This is a genomic window from Legionella sp. PATHC035, from assembly GCF_026191115.1.
Lineage (GTDB): Bacteria > Pseudomonadota > Gammaproteobacteria > Legionellales > Legionellaceae > Legionella.
The window spans coordinates 749,366-767,545 of the sequence record NZ_JAPHOT010000001.1 but is presented as its reverse complement, the minus strand read 5'-3'; the positions used below and the strand labels follow the sequence as shown (position 1 = coordinate 767,545).

Sequence of the window (18,180 nt, the reverse complement as noted above, 5' to 3'; positions counted from 1 at the left end):
ATTCAATTCTTATGAGGAATCTGAGCTACTAAGTTTCGTTTGTCCAAGTTTAACTTATTCATTAATTACGCAAAAGATTGTTGCTCATTTAAAAGGTCTTTATCGATTGGCAAATACCCTATGGAAAAGCTGAATAAAACTCCTGCTAAATCAAGTTTTCATTTGCAGTAAAGGCAATGGTTAGCCAGCGTTGTGGCGAGTCTTCTCCAATAGCCAATGCGATTTCATTACGAATTTCATCCAATGTTTCAATACTCGAAATTGGGTAATCAATAGGCACTACAATATGTATTTCAATAAATTGAGCTCGTCCTATTTTTGCAACGTAGCTTGTATAAGTTTTGAAATTACGTTGTTTGATAAGCTCATCTAAAAATTCTCTTATTTTTTCATCAAGATCCAAGGGGGCCATGCGAAATATGTCTCTTGTGGCATCCCGGACCGCAGTCATAGGTACAAAAATCAAACAAGCAGTAAGAATCGCTAAAATAAGAGGATCAATGTAGGGAGTAAAATATGCGTAGACCCCACCCTGCAACAATGCAGCGATGCCAAATGCTAATAAGAGAGATGAGGAAATCAAAGCAGACATTAACCAACTTTGAATGTCTAATCGCAGGAATTCAGACTTAATTTTGCGGTTTTTTTTAATCAAATAAAAATACATGCCGGTTGATAAAAAAAATACTAAAAGAGCAAACACAAATGCCCAATCAAAATTTAGTTCATGCCCACCAGACATTAAACTACCAATTGCGTTTATCATCGCATAGGTACAAAGAAGTATTAGGATACTACCATTCAAAACAAGAACCATAGGTTCGATATGCCAGTAACCGTATTGAAATCTCCGATTACCCTTACTGGTTACAAGACGGGCGACAAATAAGGCGAGGATTGATATAACGGTATCCACCATATTGAACATACCGTCAAAGACGATAGCCAATGAACCCGAAAATAGCCCAAATAAAATACCTACCATGGCTAAGAGAAGGGTAACAGCTATTGATATTTTAAGAGCCCCACGTTCATGAAGCTCTTCTTGTATTTTCATCTAAGTGATCCTGATATTTATAATGATTTATTTACTCTATCCAAAGGCCTGTATTATTAGGATTTTACATAATAATTGCCTCTTTTTTCCAATTGTTGTGTTAAGTTTTTCGCAGGGTTTTAAAAAATCGATTTATTTTATACACATGAACTTTGCGTTCTTTTAATTTTCCACTTTGTAAGTATCGGTACGCTTGATCTGCTTGGCTTTTGTGAATCGCAACATAGGAGTACAGGGTGGTGATGTTAACTTTACTAATTGTGTTGCCTGCTAAGCCTGAATCCTTGCTTAGTGTCCCAAGGGTGTCACTGGGACGTATTTTATCTTTTTACCGGAAGCAAGACAAGGTGCGATCATATTTGGGACGAATAGACTAAAAATGGCGCGATCGCGGGGCTCGAACCCCCGACACCTTGGTCTGGACCATGATGCTCTAGTTTTAAATTGGTTATAAATCAAACCTTGTGAAGCCTTAAATTCGTAAGGAACCTTCTAAGGCCTATTACAGCATAGTGACGCTACAGTTGAGATACGTTTTGGTCACAAAATATTTGCCTTGATGTTTGTTAGGCAAAATGGACTGATAGTTAGGCAAAGGAGTAGCAGAATAGTAAAAATAATATAAAACGATAAGCATTTGGCAGAAAATAAATGATTTATTCAACAAACTTCTTTTTTAGTATTGATCTATACTTCTAAAATATTGACTCAATTCAAGGGGTAGGTAAATGAAAAAGTTTTCAATCCTTTTAGGAATATCGCTAATGAGTTCATGTGCTTTCGCAATGGAACAATCCAATATGGGACAAATGTCTATGAAGGAAAATCATTGTCCTAAAGGCGAAAAACAAATAGTAGCACTTGAAAGAGAATTCTTACAGATGATGATTGTTCATCACGCACAAGGGATGCAAATAATGGAGTTAGCTATAAAAAAATCCCAGAATCCGAAGATAGTCGCTATTTCAAAGAAAATGCTCGCAAGGCAACATAGAGAAGTTGATAAAATGAAAATGCTACTCAGTAGATTACCCACTACCTCTGAAGCAAATTATCAAATTCCTGGAATGAAACCCATGGATATGAAGTCGTTTATGAATGTTTCAGGTAAAGAATTTGATAAAATGTATTTAAAAGAAATGAGTGATCACTTTCATGGCGGCATGCAAATGTCGGCTTACTTGTTAAAATGTAGCCATGATCCTCAGATTAAAGAAGTTGGGGAATCCATTCATAACAAACAAGCTGATCTTAAGAAAATGGAGCAGCTATTAAGTAAAGGCGGAAATAATTCCTAATCATATCTGTCATTCTTGTCAAATGCATCAACCTAATTTTGTACCTATAGGGTAAGGCATTGACTTGTGAATTATTGATTAAAAACTCACGATTCAATGCCTGGTCATAGTGCGAGTCCCTTTTATATACGAGTAAGGTTGTTTGAGAGCAGCAAAGATCCAGAATTGACTGCTTGGCAATTGTTATAAATACTCTATGCAAATAATACCAATCCTTTAAGGGCTGCGGCGATGTCAATTCTCGGTGAGCATAGGCCACCAATCTTATCCTAAATTGACCTGGATTTTGCCGATAGATTCCATGTGATTCGTTAAATTCAACATCAATGTATGAAGACTTACCGAGAGCTCTCCAGTGAAATAAAAAGAAATAGGGGGATCTTAGCTTTATTGAAACCAAGCCTGATAACCTGAGTGAAGAAAGCAAGGCTAAAAGAGAGGCATTTTTAACTCAAAATCCGGCTATCGATGAAATCTATCAATTCCAACAACAACTTCATTCTCTTTTAATGACAAGAGCTTTAACCCCAAAGGCATGTCGTAAAGCAATACCTACCTTCCTAGACATGCTTACTGAATTAAAGCAAAGTGCTTTTAAGGCTTTAGCTTCATTGGGAGGGACAATCGGTGCTTGGAAAGATGAAGTCCCTAGAGTGTTGCGGTTTGGCAAATCAAATGGAATCACAGAAGGTTTTCATCGAAAAATGAAGCTCATTCAGCGAAGGGCTTATGGTTTTAGAAATTTTGTAAATTATAGCGTACGTGTTAAGGTCTTCTGTGGGTGATTAGAGCTGCTCCCTTAAATGGGAAAGAGCCCAAATTTGCTTCATCTACTTTTTGGAAATTTGAAAAATGAACGTAAGTATTTGATTATATGGCATAGTTACAAAGTAAGAAGGTAAGGAAATGACACAAAAGAAAATATCATTAGAAAATGATGCTGTTCTGCAATTCATTGTAGATGAATTAATCTCTTTACATCATTGCCATACAATTATTTTATATGGCTCCCGCGCACGAGGAGACTTCACGGTAACCAGTGATTATGATGTTGCAGGGATTAGAGAAAAAGGAAATAAGCAACGAATTGCACGCTTTGATGAAGCACATCAAGTTTATCATGATATTTTTGTTTATCCTGAAAATGCTTTTGATTCAATTTCTGATGAACATTTATGTATGTCAGATGGCATCGTTGTTGTTGAAAAAGCCCATTTTGGCACAGAGTTATTAAAAAAAATCTTAGCTTCTTTAATATTTCCTGAGTCCCTCCCTCCTGATGAAATTACAGCACGTAGAGTGTGGTATCAAAAAATGCTGGCAAGGGCGTGTACTAGAGACTTAGAAGGAAAATATCGCCATATTTGGTCCATCTTCACAATTCTAGAGGATTATTTTGTGTTCAAAGAATTGCGTTATCAAGGTCCAAAAAAAGCATTCAAGTATTTAGAAACACACGATCCAGACACTTTATCATTATTTGATGAGGCTATAACGAATATCGATAATTTGGATGCCTTAAATAGGCTAATTACAAGAGTTATAAAGAGTGACAAAACGTAGGATAATTATGCCAGAATTAAATATTTAAACGGTCAAGGATAATCCAGAGTACTATCTTGTGAATAGGCATCTATTATTTAGAGTACATGGTAATGAAATTTAATATCTATTTAAAAATCTTGACTGCATTCTTTGTGATTTTTTTAATTCTCGTTTTAGCATTTTTTAAATATTTAAAGTCAGTTGAGGCAAAGATAGTTATTAATGCAGGCCAAACGATGTCACAAGGACTTTTGATTAGTTTAGAAAAAGAGTTAATTCATAATCCGAAATCAAACTGGGAAGCACTAATAAAGAAAAACACAGATAATGTTATTCATCTTATAGCAATCGACAGTCTAAAACTCACCCTGGCGCAGAATAATCAATTAAATCATGGTGAAATCATTTTTTTATCAGGTACAACGTATCAATTTCTAAACGAGGTAATTGTAGAACATACTGCGTATAAAAAAATTGGTAATACCCCGTATGCATTAGCTTACAATTTTTCAGATCCTGACGAAATTATTTTTAATTATATGAATCCTGTTTTAAAACAAATCGTTCAACATTTATTATCAAAATCAAAAAATACCTGGAGTAATGAACTATTACAGTTAGAAAAAATATATGGTTTCCCTATTCATGTTTATAAAACTAAAAGTAAACACCTACCAGGTAATATAATTAATTCTTTATCAACAAAGCGTTTAGTATTTGAAACAAATAAAAACTCGTCACAAATTGTTATTCTCTATTATAATTTTAGTGGTGGAGTACTCAAAATTGGCCCACTTAGCTATCTGCCAGTTATGGCAAGAATCAGTGATGTTATGTATTATTTTGTAGGATCTTTCTTTTTTATATCCATTTTTCTTATTGCCTTTTTTTCGTTGCTTTTTGTTAGAAATATGAAAAAGGTGTATCAGATAACTAAAAATTTCAGTCAAGGGAACTTTGATTTTCATCGGAAAATAGGTCCCACCTCTGTCTTATATGGACTGTATATAAATATCATCCACATGGGTGAGCAATTAAAAGAACTGATTGAATCACATAAACAAATGTGCCGGTTTGTCGCGCATGAAATTAGGACCCCTTTATCAACCATACAAATGGCGACAGATAGTATTAGAAGGAAAAACACTGAAGATGAACTACTCAATAAACAGCTGAACAGCATCCAAGAAGATATTGCAGAGATGAATGGGCTTGTCAGCACTTTTTTGATTTACTCAAAAATGCATTCAAGCGAATTGAAATTAAAACGGTCTGAGACCGATATAATACAATGGTTAAGAAATTTATTGAAATCTTATTCTTCCTCGACATTTGAAATTACATTTCATTCTAATGAGTTAAATTCTTTGAAAGCATACATAGATGAAAATATTTTAAAACATGCTGTTACCAATTTGATTACAAATGCCATGAAATTTGCAGCACACACTATTTCTTTAACTATTTCGCTGGATAACAGTCATATTTTAATTCACGTAGACGATGATGGTCCAGGCGTGCCGGATGATGGTGCGGATTACATTTTTTCTGAATATACGATTGCCGAAGACGCCGAAATTGGAGATAAACATATTGGGATAGGATTAGCTATTGTTAAAAAAGTTGTTAATCTCCACGGAGGGAAGGTCATGGCTTCACAATCACCGTCATTAAAAGGTGCTCGATTCACCATAGTGCTTCCAATATATTCTTAGCGATTAGGATATTAGTTTTAGAAGTTGGTCCCCAACTTTAGCATCTTGTGACGTATCCATCTCTTGTTTCATCTCAACCAGTGCGTCCATAACCGCTGTTAACTTGAGTTTTGCATTTTCAAAACGTTTAGGAATAAATTCATCTTCCTCGCCATCAACTACTTCTCCAGTTCCAATGCCTTTTTCAAGAGCACTGATTACCATACTAAGCTCGGATTCAAACGCCGATAATTGCTCAGTATCCCCCTTTGCAGATTGCAAGATTGCATGCAATTTTTCCACTGCATCTCCAGGAATATAAAGAGTGCCTTCACTACATTTGCTGTATTCACGTTTCGCAATGGGCAATGAAAGTAGTTCATCAGCCTTGTGTTGACTCATCTGAAATATTTGTCTAACAGATTGTTTTAGTTCTATGGGAGTTGGTGGCGAATTGCTAGATTTCAAAGATGCGAGAAGTTTATCACTAGCAGTTACTCGTCCATCTTTGCTATGTTCTTGCGCTGTCTCGATAGGAGTCTGTCCTTTTTCATTTCGCACTTCAAGACTAGCACCACACTCTAATAACTGTTTAATGAGATGTAAGGGCTCTTTTCTATAATTATAAAAATTCTGTACCGCATAGTGCAAAGCCGTCATGCTTATTTTATCAGCACTATTAATGTCAGCGCCATGTTTTAATAATAAAGCAATGATACTGTCATTACTTGGGCCACCAATTAGGACTTTTCCACAACTTACCATTGCCAGGTTTAACAAAGCTTTATTAGCCAGAATTGACTCTAGCAAGTCCTCATCACTTTTAAATACAGAAGGTTCTTTTAAACCTAAGAGAAGTTCTAGTACATCTCTATCTGTCAGTTGTGCTATAGGGGTCGCCCGATCCAAGATATCACGGACACGGTTTAAATAATTTTCTTGTTCTTTGCCTAATATTTGCTTTTCCTGTTCAACAAACTTTGCAATATCTTCTCCTACAAATCGCAATTCTGGAAAACCATCAATTTTCTTTAAATCTTGAATGTTTAGAATCTCTCGATTTAAAGCGATTTTTGCTATCAGTTCATCGGCTTCGTCTTTACCTAGAATTGCACGGGCATATTCTATAGTGTTAACTTTTAATTCTTTAGCTGTTTCTGTTGAGGCAAATAAAGATTTACGAACGGCAACTTGATATTGACCATAATGAAAAATAACACTATTTCCAGCCTTCCAAATATTACCTGCCATCGATGTGATAGGGGATGTGGGCGAAAGGGATCGGAAGCCGGTCTGTACATCTTGCGCATTCCATGGTCCAGTTCCACCAAACGTGATTTCTGGATATTTCATTGATACTCTTTCTAAAAATGTTTTTTCCTGTGAGTTTGCTGCAGCATTAAGTTGATTGTCTGTGTTACAACCTTCTAAAGTCACAAAAACTTCACCATGATATGCGGGCAATGCTCGTTTAAAACCATGTAACAAATTATCAAAATTATCATCATATAACTGCTCACTTGGGCCATGGCAATTACCCATACCATACTCGCCACCACCAGCATGGCCCATAATAAATAATTTTGGGTTTTTCTCAAATATATTGTCTAGTTCTTCCGGTAAGTCTCGTTTGAGTTCATCCAAACTACTGTAGATTTTTGGTGAATTATCACACTGATCGAAAAAATAATACTTCAAATCAGAGCCTTCTAAATAGACGCCAATTGGAAGAAATTGCTTGAATCGTTGTTTTAAGTGAGGATTTATCACCACACCTCTCTGATTTTCAGGCAGTGGATGATCTGGATCAGGTTTATATATTAAGATTTCTATTGCAGCGTCTTTCATGGGTCATCTCGACTATTACTTAAAATGATAGGTTGATTTTATCAAAAACACTCGGCTCAAATGTATATATATTGTACGAGCGTTCTAAAGTGATACTTTTGCCGAGGGTAAATGATTATAGATTTGTGATATATTTGGTGAAGACTTCATAACTGGACGAAAAACCCAAAGGTCGAGGCAAAAGAATTTTTTACTATTTTTGATAAGTCTTACATTAGATTGGTGGCTGTTCTGTATTTATTCCCAAGCCGCTGATACAAATATATATCCTTTTTTATGGATTGTTTTTATACGATAGGGCTTTTTATTACTATCATTCAATGCTTTTCTTAAACGTGATATTTTTAAATCGATACCTCTATCAACCCCATCATACTCATGCCCAGAAAGAGCATACATAATGCTATCTCGACTCAGCAACCTATCATGGTTCTTAACCAACAAAGCAAGCATTTCAAAGTCACTGGTACTTATTGAAATTTCTTTATCAAAGAGATGAACACTCTTAGTACTAAAATTGATAGAAAAATTGCCAAAGTGAAATTGATTTTGATTATTAACTAAATTGGGTCGACGTAACAATGCCTCTATTCTTGCTTTCAAAACTTCGTCTGCAACAGGTTTAGTTAAGTAGTCATCTGCTCCTAAATTTAAAGAAGATACTTCACTTTCAGTATCATTAATTGCTGTTAGCATGAGTATTTTCCCCAAATACTCATCTCTAATGGTATGGCATATTTGATCTCCATTCATGCCAGGAAGCATTATATCCAATATTACTAGGCAAGGTTGCTCACGAATGATGCGATAGACCGCTCTATCACCACGTTTTTCAATAGAAACATCATAACCTGCTTCTTGTAAGCTTTCTTTGAGGTAATTTGCTAACTTAACGTTATCTTCTACAAGCAATATTGATTTATCTTTCATTCGTTCTGTCTAAGCCTCTTTAAATAAGAAAACTCTCTAAACAAATTTAGTCTGAATTGATTTTTAAGTTCAGTGTTACATAGATATCAGTGGGTAAGCAAACACACGATGCATCCGTACATTTTATATACAATTGGTTTTTTTTAACTCGATATAATAACAGATAACTAAATCTTTATTCGGATTAAACCATTATGAACTTGCACTGGAGTATTCTCATGAAAAAAGACAAAGAAAAGAATCAGCCTGTACCTGAATCCATAACGGCAGATGAACCCCGAACCTCCTCTATAGCATTAGCTTTACAACAATTTAGAAAGGAAGCAGAAAAAAAAGAGGCTGCTGAGGAAGGTGCAAAAGTACGCTGCGGGACTTGTTTTAGAGAAATCGCACCAAAGCGCCTTTGTTCCGGACATGGCGCAGGTGGTGGCGAAGATGATAGTGCCACTTCTGATAAGAAGACATCTGAGGAAAAAGCGAGTCCTGGTGCAGAACAATTCCTAACTAAATCAGGTAAAGTAGTTGGGTCTGAAGATGAATTGGCAGGCGTGTTTGGTACAGAAGAACTTGATTTAGAGTCTGGTTTTGACCCAGAAATAATTGAAAAATTGATTGCTGATGGGAAATTGTTGGTTGATAGTGATCGTGAATCAATGACTCTTAAGCTTGAATTACACTATGATCCTAATGAATTAACTCCAAAGCAACGGCATGAATTAAAAAAATTCATGGAAGCGATTATCAAAGAATTCAATGATTTTAAAGAAGAAAATAATCTTTCCGATGATTGCATACATATTACTCAGGATGAAAAAGGAAATATACGTTCTCTTCGTATGACCACGCCCACACTAGCCTTATACGATAGATTTATCCAAAGGCTAGCAGATAATTTGGTGCCCGTACCCAGTCCGAAAGCACAAGAAAAGGATGAGGTCACAAAAGAACATAGTATTGCTCCAAATCCACTTTCAATGGAACCCAAGCTGTATAATACAGCCTCTAAACAAGGGGCAATTGAGCGAAATAAGGATATAGAGCCTAAAACGACGGAAAAAGGGGAGGAGGAACAAGTGAATTTTCACCCATCTCCTTTTAATATGAAACCTTGGTAAAAAGCTACAAATGAACCTTCCTGCGGCAAGCCGCGGGAAAGGTCTTACTCATACTGCCAATATAGCCTTTGCTCGTTAATAAGTTACGTTATTGATAGCTTGCATATTGAGTTCCCCCAGTCTGTCGGATATGTACGCTTTATTTGCTTTAACATCAAACTGTCTATTTAAAACGGTTTTATAAACCGGTTGTTTATGGTTGCTATGGGTTGTCACTTTGTATTTCCTTCGATAGCGAACAAAAACTTGAGCTTCTTTCATTAAGCTTTGAGTTCGTCTTTGGCCGACTGGATAGCCTAATGTATCTAAAGCATTCTTTATCCTGCGGCTTTCATAACAATACTGGCTCGCATAAGCTAAGTTCTTTACCCAATAATCTCCTGATCCTCCGGGACATCAGGTTTATTTCTTTGGAGTTGCTGATAACTGTAATATCCATGCCGTGTAATGTCTCATAGTTGGCACATTACGCCAACTGGCCAGTTCTTCTTATTTTGGGCAACAAATCTTGATCAAAGAAGAGCGCCGCCGTCTTTAAGATTTCCTTTTAAGGCATTTATTTTCTTCGTGACTCCATAACCCTGCTCTAATAACAAGCGAATACATCAAGTTTAAACTCTTTTGGGTATTTCTTTCTTACCGGCATTACTTTCTCTAGTTAACTAAATTATCCCTTAACTGGGGCGTACAGATTTATTAGACCACTTCATTTTGAAATGGTACTGCGCTATGCACACCTTTCAAGTGCACACCTGAGAGCTGCGGCTGAACGTGTTTAGACACGTTTTGGTCACAGAATAAAGTTAATCATTTTGTATTAAATAAACCCAAATTGAGATTTTTAATAGTTCAATTTATAAGACGCTAATTTTTTCTATTGCACCTAAAACAATACTTCTAGAGCGTTCAAGCCGAGCGATTGTTTTTATCGCCTCTAACCATTTAGGATCTTCAATGAGCTTTTTAAAGTATCCTGAAATAAATTGGACAACATCTTTTGGTGAGTTCATTATTTCTACTAATAATTCAGGTCTGCCATTAATAACATTGATGATATCTTCTAAATCCTTACAATCCCAATAATCATTATTCTTATAGGCTCTATCGGTGAATGCCTCAAGTTTTGTGGCGATGAAATAGACTGCATTGAGTATTTTAATTTTTTTGTCTTTAATCTGAATCTCAATTGCATTGTCAAAACCCGCCTGATACCAATTTGAATTGATTCCTTGTAAAACACCATCGGTATACATGACATCAATCATAAAATCCTCTAATATATATCTGCAATTGATATTCCTATCCGGTCAAAAACCTAAGCTTTCCAGTTTTTTCTGTAAAGAGTAATGGGCAACAATATCAGTTCTTCCTAAGTCCAGAGCGACATCAATATCATACGTTGGTCGTACATCATCTTCTATTACATCAGTGATTAATAGTCCAACGATTCTGCCACCGACATAAACAACGTGCTCATTTAGATCTTTTAAAAGGGTTGCTGCCTTATAAAGTGCTTCATTATTTTGTTTAACTCTTATTGATTCCATACGAAATGTTCCAATAGTTCTTTTGCAATTTTATTTTCTCGTTTGCCACCTAATCGGATCAGGTCAAGCGCACTAATAATGGCATAAAAATTTTCATCAGGGTTTCTATACAACGCGTTGGGTAATGTTTTGTATATAGGGGTTAGAGCTAGTCCTTTTGTATCACCATTCATATAAGGCCATACATAGGATTCCTCACTCAAAATTAATTTTTTAAAATAAGGAGAGCTATAAGCTGCTGGCATGCCTCGTGTTGCTATATTAATTTCCGCTGGAAAATGATACTTCACACTATGGACAAAAAACTCCATAAGCTCATGCTTATGTAATTCAATGCTATTATCCGAATAACGCGTTAAAAGCTTTGTAATCTCTAGTCTTTTAATACTTTTGGTTACTTCAGATTGGCTGATGTAAAGTTCATGAGCTATGCTTTTAAATTCAATTTTTTCTTTAGTGTTATTTTTTAAAAGCAATTTAATGAGAATAGCTATGTCTTGACCTTTAAGCATGAAAAGCTCCAGTCTATTTTAATGGGATTATAGCATGTAAGTTTCCGATTTCCAAATTGGAAACTGGAAATCTTAAATACAATTTAAGGTTAAATTTAATATTCATTATCCTTTTTGTCTGGAAGTGAGAAGGGTATAAGTTTTATATTATTGTAAATCTATATGGCCATGCTTCCTTTTATCAATTATACGACCTTTGTTTTTATTCATAGAAATGACTAGCGCCATAAACACAAAAAATTATAGGATCATTAAGAGTTGATCAAGAGGCTTACAATGCATATACAGGAATAAGTCCTTTAAGCATGAAAAGATACAATTTATTTTTGTGAAATCATTAGTATTTTAGTTTCCGATTTTCAAGTTGGAAACTGAAAATTAAAAGAACGAAGAGAGTACAGCGCAGGGATTTTGGGCACTTACCAATCCGTTTCCATCATTAGCAGCATTAAAGGAATGCTCCTATTGAAGTTGGTTTTGATAAAACAATTCCCTACGATTATAGAAAAAGAGCTCCTGGGCTAGCAACTAAATACTAATTTATCTTTAGGACTGTAGATTGATATAGTACTAAAAGAAGAAAATTGTATAATTTCAACTGCCGCATCGAGGGTAATGTCTGTAGAAGTATTTATGACCGCACGAGGAATGCAAGAGAGATAAACGAGTGGTGGGATGATGAAACAATTACAGAGGAGCTGTGATTGCATTAATAAAAAACTTCGGATATAGGAACATAGCCAATTGAAGGGTGAGTCAAAGGTCCACAAGAGTTTTATAAAAAACGGCATTCTTAATGATTAAAACTTGTTAAAATTGTAATTATAAAATACAATTCCCATATGTTATCAATAAAACTACTGCCATGGGAAAGAAAAAGAAACTTTCTTATATTGTTGATGCAAGTGACCTAAAGGTTCGGTTTGTCGAGTTAAAAAAATCTATCGAGGCCATAACTGATCCCGCTGCATTTATACCGAGCTCTCTGTATAGTTATTTGATGCAAAAAAACATCTATGAAAAAACCATCCAAGATCTAAAGACATCAAGTAATCAAGACTATTTTAAAAATGAAAGAATGAATAACTATGCCAAACTATGCCTTGGTACCGATCAATTAACAGAATCAGCGTTCACGGAATACAACCATCGCTTAAGAGATTATTTTTTTGAGCTACCTCAAAAAATACAGGAGCTTAAACAAGTTAAACGGGATTTAAAAGCCTTGATTAAAGCAGCTGATAATCGAGCTCCCTCTCTTTTTAAAACCGGGAATGTAAAAGAGTCAATTCGAGAAGTGATTGATTTAAATGAGATTAATCAATTATTGGCATTTGCAGAAGAGACACGTGATAACATGGCAACTCATCGCGATCTTTTTATATATAAAGACAGCCAATATTATTTGTAAGCTTGGAAGTGGGATAATATTTGCATCATATAGCAACCCAATTAGCCTGTAATTGTTACAGTTTGGGCAATTCACATTGAATATGTATGGTGAGAAATTCCTGGCGACCGTTTATTATTGGAAAAAATAATCTAATAATTTTTCTCTATAGCATATCTAGTAAGCCTAGCAAGCGTAGCCTGTATTAGACGAAGTCGTAATACAGGTGATGGTCAGATTGCCTTTCTAATCAAGTTAATGTGGGAAAATAGGTGGTACCGGGTGAATAATCTGGCTCTACCCCAAAAAAGGGGGCATTTTAATCAAGTTAGTCTAGAGTAACCCTTTGATTTGACGGTCAAAAGGAAGATTAAAATGCCTAAGAAGGATTGTATCCTAAATTTACCTGGATATTCTATAAAAAGAGTAAGTGGAGAAAACCCGGTATACATAGAGGTAAGCTATCGCTGGGTAGTTCGCTGTATTCATTGCGGTAATAAGAAGCTCCGTAAAAAGGACAGTTTTATGAGACGAATCCGTCATGAATCGATTGGATTGCGTCGTAGTTATTTGTGCATAAGGGCGCATAAGCATTATTGTCCATCTTGTGGTCGATATTTTAATCAGAGATTTCCTGGGATAGGGAAACATCAAAGAGCGACGGAAAGCTTACGTAAACAAGTATTTCACTATCACAGCAAAGGAGTGAGCAAGCGTAGCCTGTATTACGACTTCGTCTAATACAGGCTACGCTTGCTAATCATGAAATGGTGTTGCGTTATGCCCATCTTTCAAGTGCACATTTCAGAGATGCGGCTGATCGTGTTTAGACAGGTTTTGGTCACAGTAACTTGGTTTTGGGATACAAACTAGAGCTAAGTGCTTGATTTTAAATGGCGCGCTCGGAGGGACTCGAACCCCCGACACCTTGGTTCGAAGCCAAGTACTCTATCCAGCTGAGCTACGAGCGCAATGGGGTATTAATTTAATGAATTTTGTCCTATGAGTTTCTGGTTTATTGTGAAGGTTAGTCACCAGAATTGGTGGGCCGTATAGGATTCGAACCTATGACACAGAGGTTAAAAGCCTCCTGCTCTACCACCTGAGCTAACGGCCCGCAGGACAAAATATTTTTTAAAACTGTACTCTAAAACTGGTGGGCCGTATAGGATTCGAACCTATGACACAGAGGTTAAAAGCCTCCTGCTCTACCACCTGAGCTAACGGCCCTAAAGAGGCTGGAATAATACCGGATTAGCACAGAATTTCAAGTCTTTTTATGATGTTTCTCATAATTTTGTTGTTTTTATGAGGCACAAATACATTTTTTAAGCAAAAATAGCTTAATAAAAAAAAGGATCTTTAATAAGTGAGGCTTGAAAACAAATGTTTTTTTCTGTGGCCAGGATGGTCCAGTTCTGCAATTTTAGCTTCTCAGCAAGAATCGAAGCCTTATCCATGGGGGTAACAAGTAATAAAACATCAGCACCTAAGGCGCCGCAGCCTTTGATTGCTTGTACCTCAGGATATTTTTTAAATTCATTAATAAATTTCAAACTATGTTCTGCCACCAAATTTAATTCACTCAATTTTTGATGGTACTCATTGATAGTCTTAACCAATTTTTGGGAGTCTTCTTGCTCGAATGCTTGCTGGGCTGTATCTACTAGACCGGATAAATAATCAATGTGATCGGGCAGGGTAGTATCTTGCAAATGATGGTGGGTAGCCAGCTTCACTCCGGTGTGAATGAGAAAAAAAGACAGATCATGAAAGGGCCAACCATAGGATTTCACTATTTTTCGTTGTTTATTAATATAAACACACCCTTGTTGTGATTGTGCTATTACATCATATCCGCTTGGTTTTAAACCTTTTCCAGCCCATGAGGATTCATAATAGGCATCTAGCATCTGATTTAAATCAGCTAAGGAGTCATTCAAGAAACAACCCGCCAAATAGCTTGCCAAAAATTGGGCGCTGGAGGCACCTAAACCGCCTCGACCTGCATATGGATCATTCCATAAAAGGCCTGATTCGAAATTTTGTTTTAGCCACCAAAGCCCAGCTGGAGATTCGGGGTGGATTCCCAATAAATCATTCTGCGATAGGAGCATCAGTTCAAAACAGGGGGAAGTCGTTATAACAAATGCAGAGGCTTCCGCTAAAGCAGCATATTCACCTATTAAAAAGGTTTTTGCAGGAATTAGCCATTTCATACAGCAATTGGGGTTTGTCTGATTTTAGCCAGTAAATCATGAGCATTGTTTAGGCTAATTCTTTTGTGCAAAGCCAACCATTTTTGCAAATGCTCTTTGAGTACGGGCATTTCATTTTCATTGGCTCCGGCAGCCAAGAGCAGGTTATCAATATGTAATTTCATGTGGCCTTGAATAATCCCTTCGGTGCATAAGGCTTTGATTGCCCCTAAATTTTGTACTAGACCTACTGCAGCAATGATTTGAGATAATTGATTTGCTGAAGAAATATTCATCATTCGCAAACACATTTTTGCAGTCGGATGCAACGAAGTAACACCACCAATGGTCCCTACAATAATGGGTGCAGTAAGTTGTCCTGTCAGTACTCCATCGTGATAGCGCCAACGAGTAATTGCTCGGTATTGGCCATCGCGTGCTGCATAGGCGTGGACACCTGCTTCAACCGCACGCCAATCATTACCAGTCGCAATTAAGACGGGATCAATACCATTCATTACCCCTTTGTTATGAGTGGCTGCTCTGTAAGGATCCATTTCTGCAAAAAGCGATGCTTCTTGCAGTTTTTGACCGAGTAGGGGGTCGATGGTGTGAATAGTTACTTCAGCCGTTGTTAGCTTTTGATCGTTCAAATTAGATAAAATACACATGGTGACTTCTTCACCAGTTAACTGCTCTATGGGCGTTTTCAAGTACTCAAGTACTTGATTAATAATGTTAGCTCCCATCGCGTCACAGCTATTCATGGTTAAATGAATTACCGCCATATCCTGATTATCTTCTCTTTTGAGCTGACGTAATTGAAGATCGATAACACCGCCGCCACGTTTCACCATGTTGTCCGCTACATCTTTATTCGCTTTATTGATTAAGTACGTGCGGTTTTCATGAAAAATCTGAGAGAATTTAGAAAAATCGTTCACTTTTGCCAATTGAATTTGGCCTAAAATGCATTCACCATGAACCCAGGTTTTTATTTCGCCACATTGTCTGATCCATTTGGCGGATTTAGATAAAGCCGCGATGATTGATGTTTCTTCTACAGCCATGGGAATGACATAGTCTTGTCCATTGATATTGAAATTAGTGGCTACGCCTAGAGGAAGTTGAAAATAACCGATGACGTTTTCAATGAGTTTATCGGCTAAATTCAAATCTTTGATGCCGCCATTTATAAGAAATGCGATGTCTTCAGATGTTATTGCCCCTAAGGCTAACAAGCGTTTAAAACGTTCTTCTCGTGTTAGTTTGGAAAATCCGCGAAAAAGCTCATCAGTATTAGAAGTTAAAGGCATGCTTTCTCCTTTGAATAGCCGGCATTAACGCAAGTTTTTATAATGCCTTGTTTGCGTTGTTCAAATAGGCTGTAGTTGTCTTGCATACCCGATTTTACTGTCTTGAGAAAAATAAAGCCAATTTTATCATAAAAGGGAACAGCAAACTACTTCAAAATCGCGTTAGTTGTAGGATTTTATGAAACTTACCTATATCAGAAGTGCGGATACAAAAGAATCGTTCTCCTCGGCCCCCATTCAATCCCATTACCGAATAATTCTTCCGTTGTAGAATGATATCTTTTCTCTTTTTGGATTCCGATTTGATTGTTGGGTTAAAAAAAGATCATTCTATGCTTTTTTATATCAAATCATTGTTTTTTAATTTATTTTTCCTAGTAATTATTTGTCATTAAGAGTAAATTGCACGCATTTGATTGGATTAAATTGTTGGGAGATGTTATGGGAAAGAGTAGAAAAGAAGAAAATGCTTTTAACACAGCTCAAAACATGAGGAATATACTCATTGGACAATTGAAAAGGTGTAAATCTTTAGAAGAGTTAAATGGCTTTTTAGAAAAATATAAAGAGAAAAAAATAAAAAACCCTCTGACAATTAATTTAACTGAACATCATCGAAAGATTATCAGTAATTTGGATGTTCAAATTAACGAATTAATTCAAAATCTAAAGCAACGATATACGCCACAAATTGCAAATGAACACGTGTCGAGCGCTCATGAGCAAGGTGAAAAAGCAGACGAAAGCATAACTGAGGTGACTACTGAAATATCATCGGTAGATTCGGCTCGAAAAAGCGAAGATAAGCAGGATGCCGTGATTGAAGTAAAGCAGGTTGGAAGTGAACAAAGTGTACCTTTCCAAATCCAGACTAAAGCTTCAGATCATGGAGACAAGAGGGATGAAGCAGACAGAACGCAGCAAAGAATAAGCAAAAAAGTTCCTGCGGATGAGCAACAAAAAACTGGACCGGTTGTTAAGCATGACAAAAAACTTCAAGAAGATCAAAGTGAGGTGAGAAACAGGAGACGCCGTACCATACAAGTCCATGATGTAACAGTAAAATTAAAAACACTTCATGCGAAGTACAAAAAATATGAAGAGAAAGCCAAACTATATAAGAAAAATCCAGATAAGGTAACGCAATATAAACAAGCTGCTGCTGCTGCAAAAAATATTTATGATCAAATAACGGCATTTGCTAATCAATTCATTGCTGATGGAGATTTACAATCTTTTAAATCAAAAAGCCAAGTCTTTCTGAGTAACGACAACGAAGATGTGAAAACGCTTAAGTCACATCGTGGCTGGTGGGAAGAGTTCCTGGACGATCTGGTCAAGCTGATTAATAAAGGATTAGTCTGCACTGGTTCTTCAATTCGTGTAGGGAACCTTTCAATATTTAAACCCGCAACTGATGGAGGCAAGAAAATTGATGAGCTCAGTAACTCAATTAGTGCTGTTTCGCTCACCAAGCCTTTAATTTCTTAACCGTGTTGAACTAATCGATGTCATTCCCTGAGCATTATCGAGAACTAATTCTCAACATGGGAATGACAAAAAGTTGTTTGAAAATCCAGAGTTCTTCCTAATTATTTTTTCAGTAAGAAACCAGCGAAGTCTGGCTTTGGCCAGCTCAACCTGTCTGTATTTTTTTACCCTATCCGAATAACTTGTTCTTGTGGTACCATCTTCAATTGTTTTTGCTCTTCTAGAACATTAATATTACT

General features: G+C 36.4%; 15 protein-coding genes, 3 tRNA genes and 3 pseudogenes. 8 read left to right on the top strand and 13 right to left on the bottom strand.

Annotation, left to right across the window (positions count from 1 at the left end; genetic code table 11):
* Nucleotides 1–145: 145 nt before the first annotated feature.
* Both OQJ13_RS03470 and OQJ13_RS03465 read right to left on the bottom strand, forming a co-directional pair.
* The gene (locus tag OQJ13_RS03470; RefSeq protein ID WP_265709196.1) at nucleotides 146–1,057 is read right to left on the bottom strand and encodes a cation diffusion facilitator family transporter; all 912 of its coding nucleotides are present in this window, start codon (nucleotides 1,055–1,057) and stop codon (nucleotides 146–148) included.
* A 100-nt stretch (nucleotides 1,058–1,157) separates the two neighbouring features.
* Nucleotides 1,158–1,423 (bottom strand): annotated as a pseudogene (locus OQJ13_RS03465) (DbpA RNA binding domain-containing protein); the annotation flags it as partial.
* Nucleotides 1,424–1,785: 362 nt separating this feature from the next.
* On the opposite strand from OQJ13_RS03465, the gene OQJ13_RS03460 reads away from it, so the two are divergent.
* The 4 genes from OQJ13_RS03460 to OQJ13_RS03445 all read left to right on the top strand — a co-directional run bounded on the left by OQJ13_RS03460 (nucleotide 1,786) and on the right by OQJ13_RS03445 (nucleotide 5,615).
* Nucleotides 1,786–2,355 carry a DUF305 domain-containing protein gene (locus tag OQJ13_RS03460; protein ID WP_265709194.1) on the top strand — a complete coding sequence of 190 codons (570 nt, stop codon included), beginning with the start codon at nucleotides 1,786–1,788 and terminating at the stop codon, nucleotides 2,353–2,355.
* A 389-nt stretch (nucleotides 2,356–2,744) separates the two neighbouring features.
* Nucleotides 2,745–3,140 carry a transposase gene (locus OQJ13_RS03455; protein WP_322783752.1) on the top strand — a complete coding sequence of 132 codons (396 nt, stop codon included), beginning with the start codon at nucleotides 2,745–2,747 and terminating at the stop codon, nucleotides 3,138–3,140.
* A 121-nt stretch (nucleotides 3,141–3,261) separates the two neighbouring features.
* Nucleotides 3,262–3,918: a nucleotidyltransferase domain-containing protein gene (locus OQJ13_RS03450; RefSeq protein WP_265709193.1), complete on the top strand. Its 657-nt coding sequence runs from the start codon at nucleotides 3,262–3,264 to the stop codon at nucleotides 3,916–3,918.
* 92 nt (nucleotides 3,919–4,010) lie between these two features.
* A complete protein-coding gene (locus OQJ13_RS03445) occupies nucleotides 4,011–5,615 on the top strand; it encodes a sensor histidine kinase (RefSeq protein WP_265709191.1) in 1,605 nt (534 codons plus the stop codon).
* A gap of 3 nt (nucleotides 5,616–5,618) precedes the next feature.
* Here OQJ13_RS03445 and OQJ13_RS03440 read toward each other — a convergent pair whose 3' ends face one another.
* Nucleotides 5,619–7,442: an ankyrin repeat domain-containing protein gene (locus tag OQJ13_RS03440; RefSeq protein WP_265709190.1), complete on the bottom strand. Its 1,824-nt coding sequence runs from the start codon at nucleotides 7,440–7,442 to the stop codon at nucleotides 5,619–5,621.
* 237 nt (nucleotides 7,443–7,679) lie between these two features.
* Entirely contained in the window at nucleotides 7,680–8,372 is a 693-nt protein-coding gene (locus OQJ13_RS03435) for a response regulator (RefSeq protein WP_265709189.1), read from the bottom strand.
* 218 nt (nucleotides 8,373–8,590) lie between these two features.
* On the opposite strand from OQJ13_RS03435, the gene OQJ13_RS03430 reads away from it, so the two are divergent.
* Nucleotides 8,591–9,487: a hypothetical protein gene (locus OQJ13_RS03430; protein ID WP_265709188.1), complete on the top strand. Its 897-nt coding sequence runs from the start codon at nucleotides 8,591–8,593 to the stop codon at nucleotides 9,485–9,487.
* Between the two features lie 75 nt (nucleotides 9,488–9,562).
* Here OQJ13_RS03430 and OQJ13_RS17055 read toward each other — a convergent pair.
* The 4 genes and pseudogenes from OQJ13_RS17055 to OQJ13_RS03415 form a co-directional block, all read right to left on the bottom strand.
* Nucleotides 9,563–9,844, bottom strand: a pseudogene (locus tag OQJ13_RS17055) (IS3 family transposase); the annotation flags it as partial.
* A gap of 497 nt (nucleotides 9,845–10,341) precedes the next feature.
* A complete protein-coding gene (locus OQJ13_RS03425; protein ID WP_265709186.1) occupies nucleotides 10,342–10,752 on the bottom strand; it encodes a hypothetical protein in 411 nt (136 codons plus the stop codon).
* 42 nt (nucleotides 10,753–10,794) lie between these two features.
* Entirely contained in the window at nucleotides 10,795–11,034 is a 240-nt protein-coding gene (locus OQJ13_RS03420; protein ID WP_265709185.1) for a hypothetical protein, read from the bottom strand.
* Nucleotides 11,022–11,546 carry a LysR family transcriptional regulator gene (locus OQJ13_RS03415; RefSeq protein ID WP_265709183.1) on the bottom strand — a complete coding sequence of 175 codons (525 nt, stop codon included), beginning with the start codon at nucleotides 11,544–11,546 and terminating at the stop codon, nucleotides 11,022–11,024. The genes OQJ13_RS03420 and OQJ13_RS03415 overlap by 13 nt, the downstream gene beginning before the upstream one ends.
* An 865-nt stretch (nucleotides 11,547–12,411) precedes the next feature.
* Here OQJ13_RS03415 and OQJ13_RS03410 point away from each other — a divergent pair.
* Nucleotides 12,412–12,957: a hypothetical protein gene (locus OQJ13_RS03410; protein WP_265709181.1), complete on the top strand. Its 546-nt coding sequence runs from the start codon at nucleotides 12,412–12,414 to the stop codon at nucleotides 12,955–12,957.
* Nucleotides 12,958–13,311: 354 nt separating this feature from the next.
* A pseudogene (locus tag OQJ13_RS03405) lies at nucleotides 13,312–13,668 on the top strand (transposase family protein); the annotation flags it as partial.
* Between the two features lie 162 nt (nucleotides 13,669–13,830).
* On the opposite strand, the gene OQJ13_RS03400 reads toward OQJ13_RS03405, so the two are convergent.
* The 5 genes from OQJ13_RS03400 to OQJ13_RS03380 form a co-directional block, all read right to left on the bottom strand.
* Nucleotides 13,831–13,907, bottom strand: a tRNA-Arg gene (locus tag OQJ13_RS03400).
* Between the two features lie 70 nt (nucleotides 13,908–13,977).
* A tRNA-Lys gene (locus OQJ13_RS03395) sits at nucleotides 13,978–14,053 on the bottom strand.
* A 37-nt stretch (nucleotides 14,054–14,090) separates the two neighbouring features.
* Nucleotides 14,091–14,166, bottom strand: a tRNA-Lys gene (locus tag OQJ13_RS03390).
* A gap of 113 nt (nucleotides 14,167–14,279) precedes the next feature.
* Nucleotides 14,280–15,155, bottom strand: coding sequence for a hypothetical protein (locus tag OQJ13_RS03385; RefSeq protein WP_265709180.1), 876 nt, complete (start codon nucleotides 15,153–15,155; stop codon nucleotides 14,280–14,282).
* Nucleotides 15,152–16,450 (bottom strand): hydroxymethylglutaryl-CoA reductase, degradative, encoded by a 1,299-nt coding sequence (locus OQJ13_RS03380; RefSeq protein ID WP_265709179.1) that lies wholly within the window; start codon nucleotides 16,448–16,450, stop codon nucleotides 15,152–15,154. Before OQJ13_RS03380 ends, OQJ13_RS03385 begins: the two co-directional genes overlap by 4 nt.
* Before the next feature lie 441 nt (nucleotides 16,451–16,891).
* Here OQJ13_RS03380 and OQJ13_RS03375 point away from each other — a divergent pair, with 441 nt between their 5' ends.
* Nucleotides 16,892–17,941 (top strand): hypothetical protein, encoded by a 1,050-nt coding sequence (locus OQJ13_RS03375; RefSeq protein ID WP_265709178.1) that lies wholly within the window; start codon nucleotides 16,892–16,894, stop codon nucleotides 17,939–17,941.
* Nucleotides 17,942–18,180 lie beyond the last annotated feature (239 nt).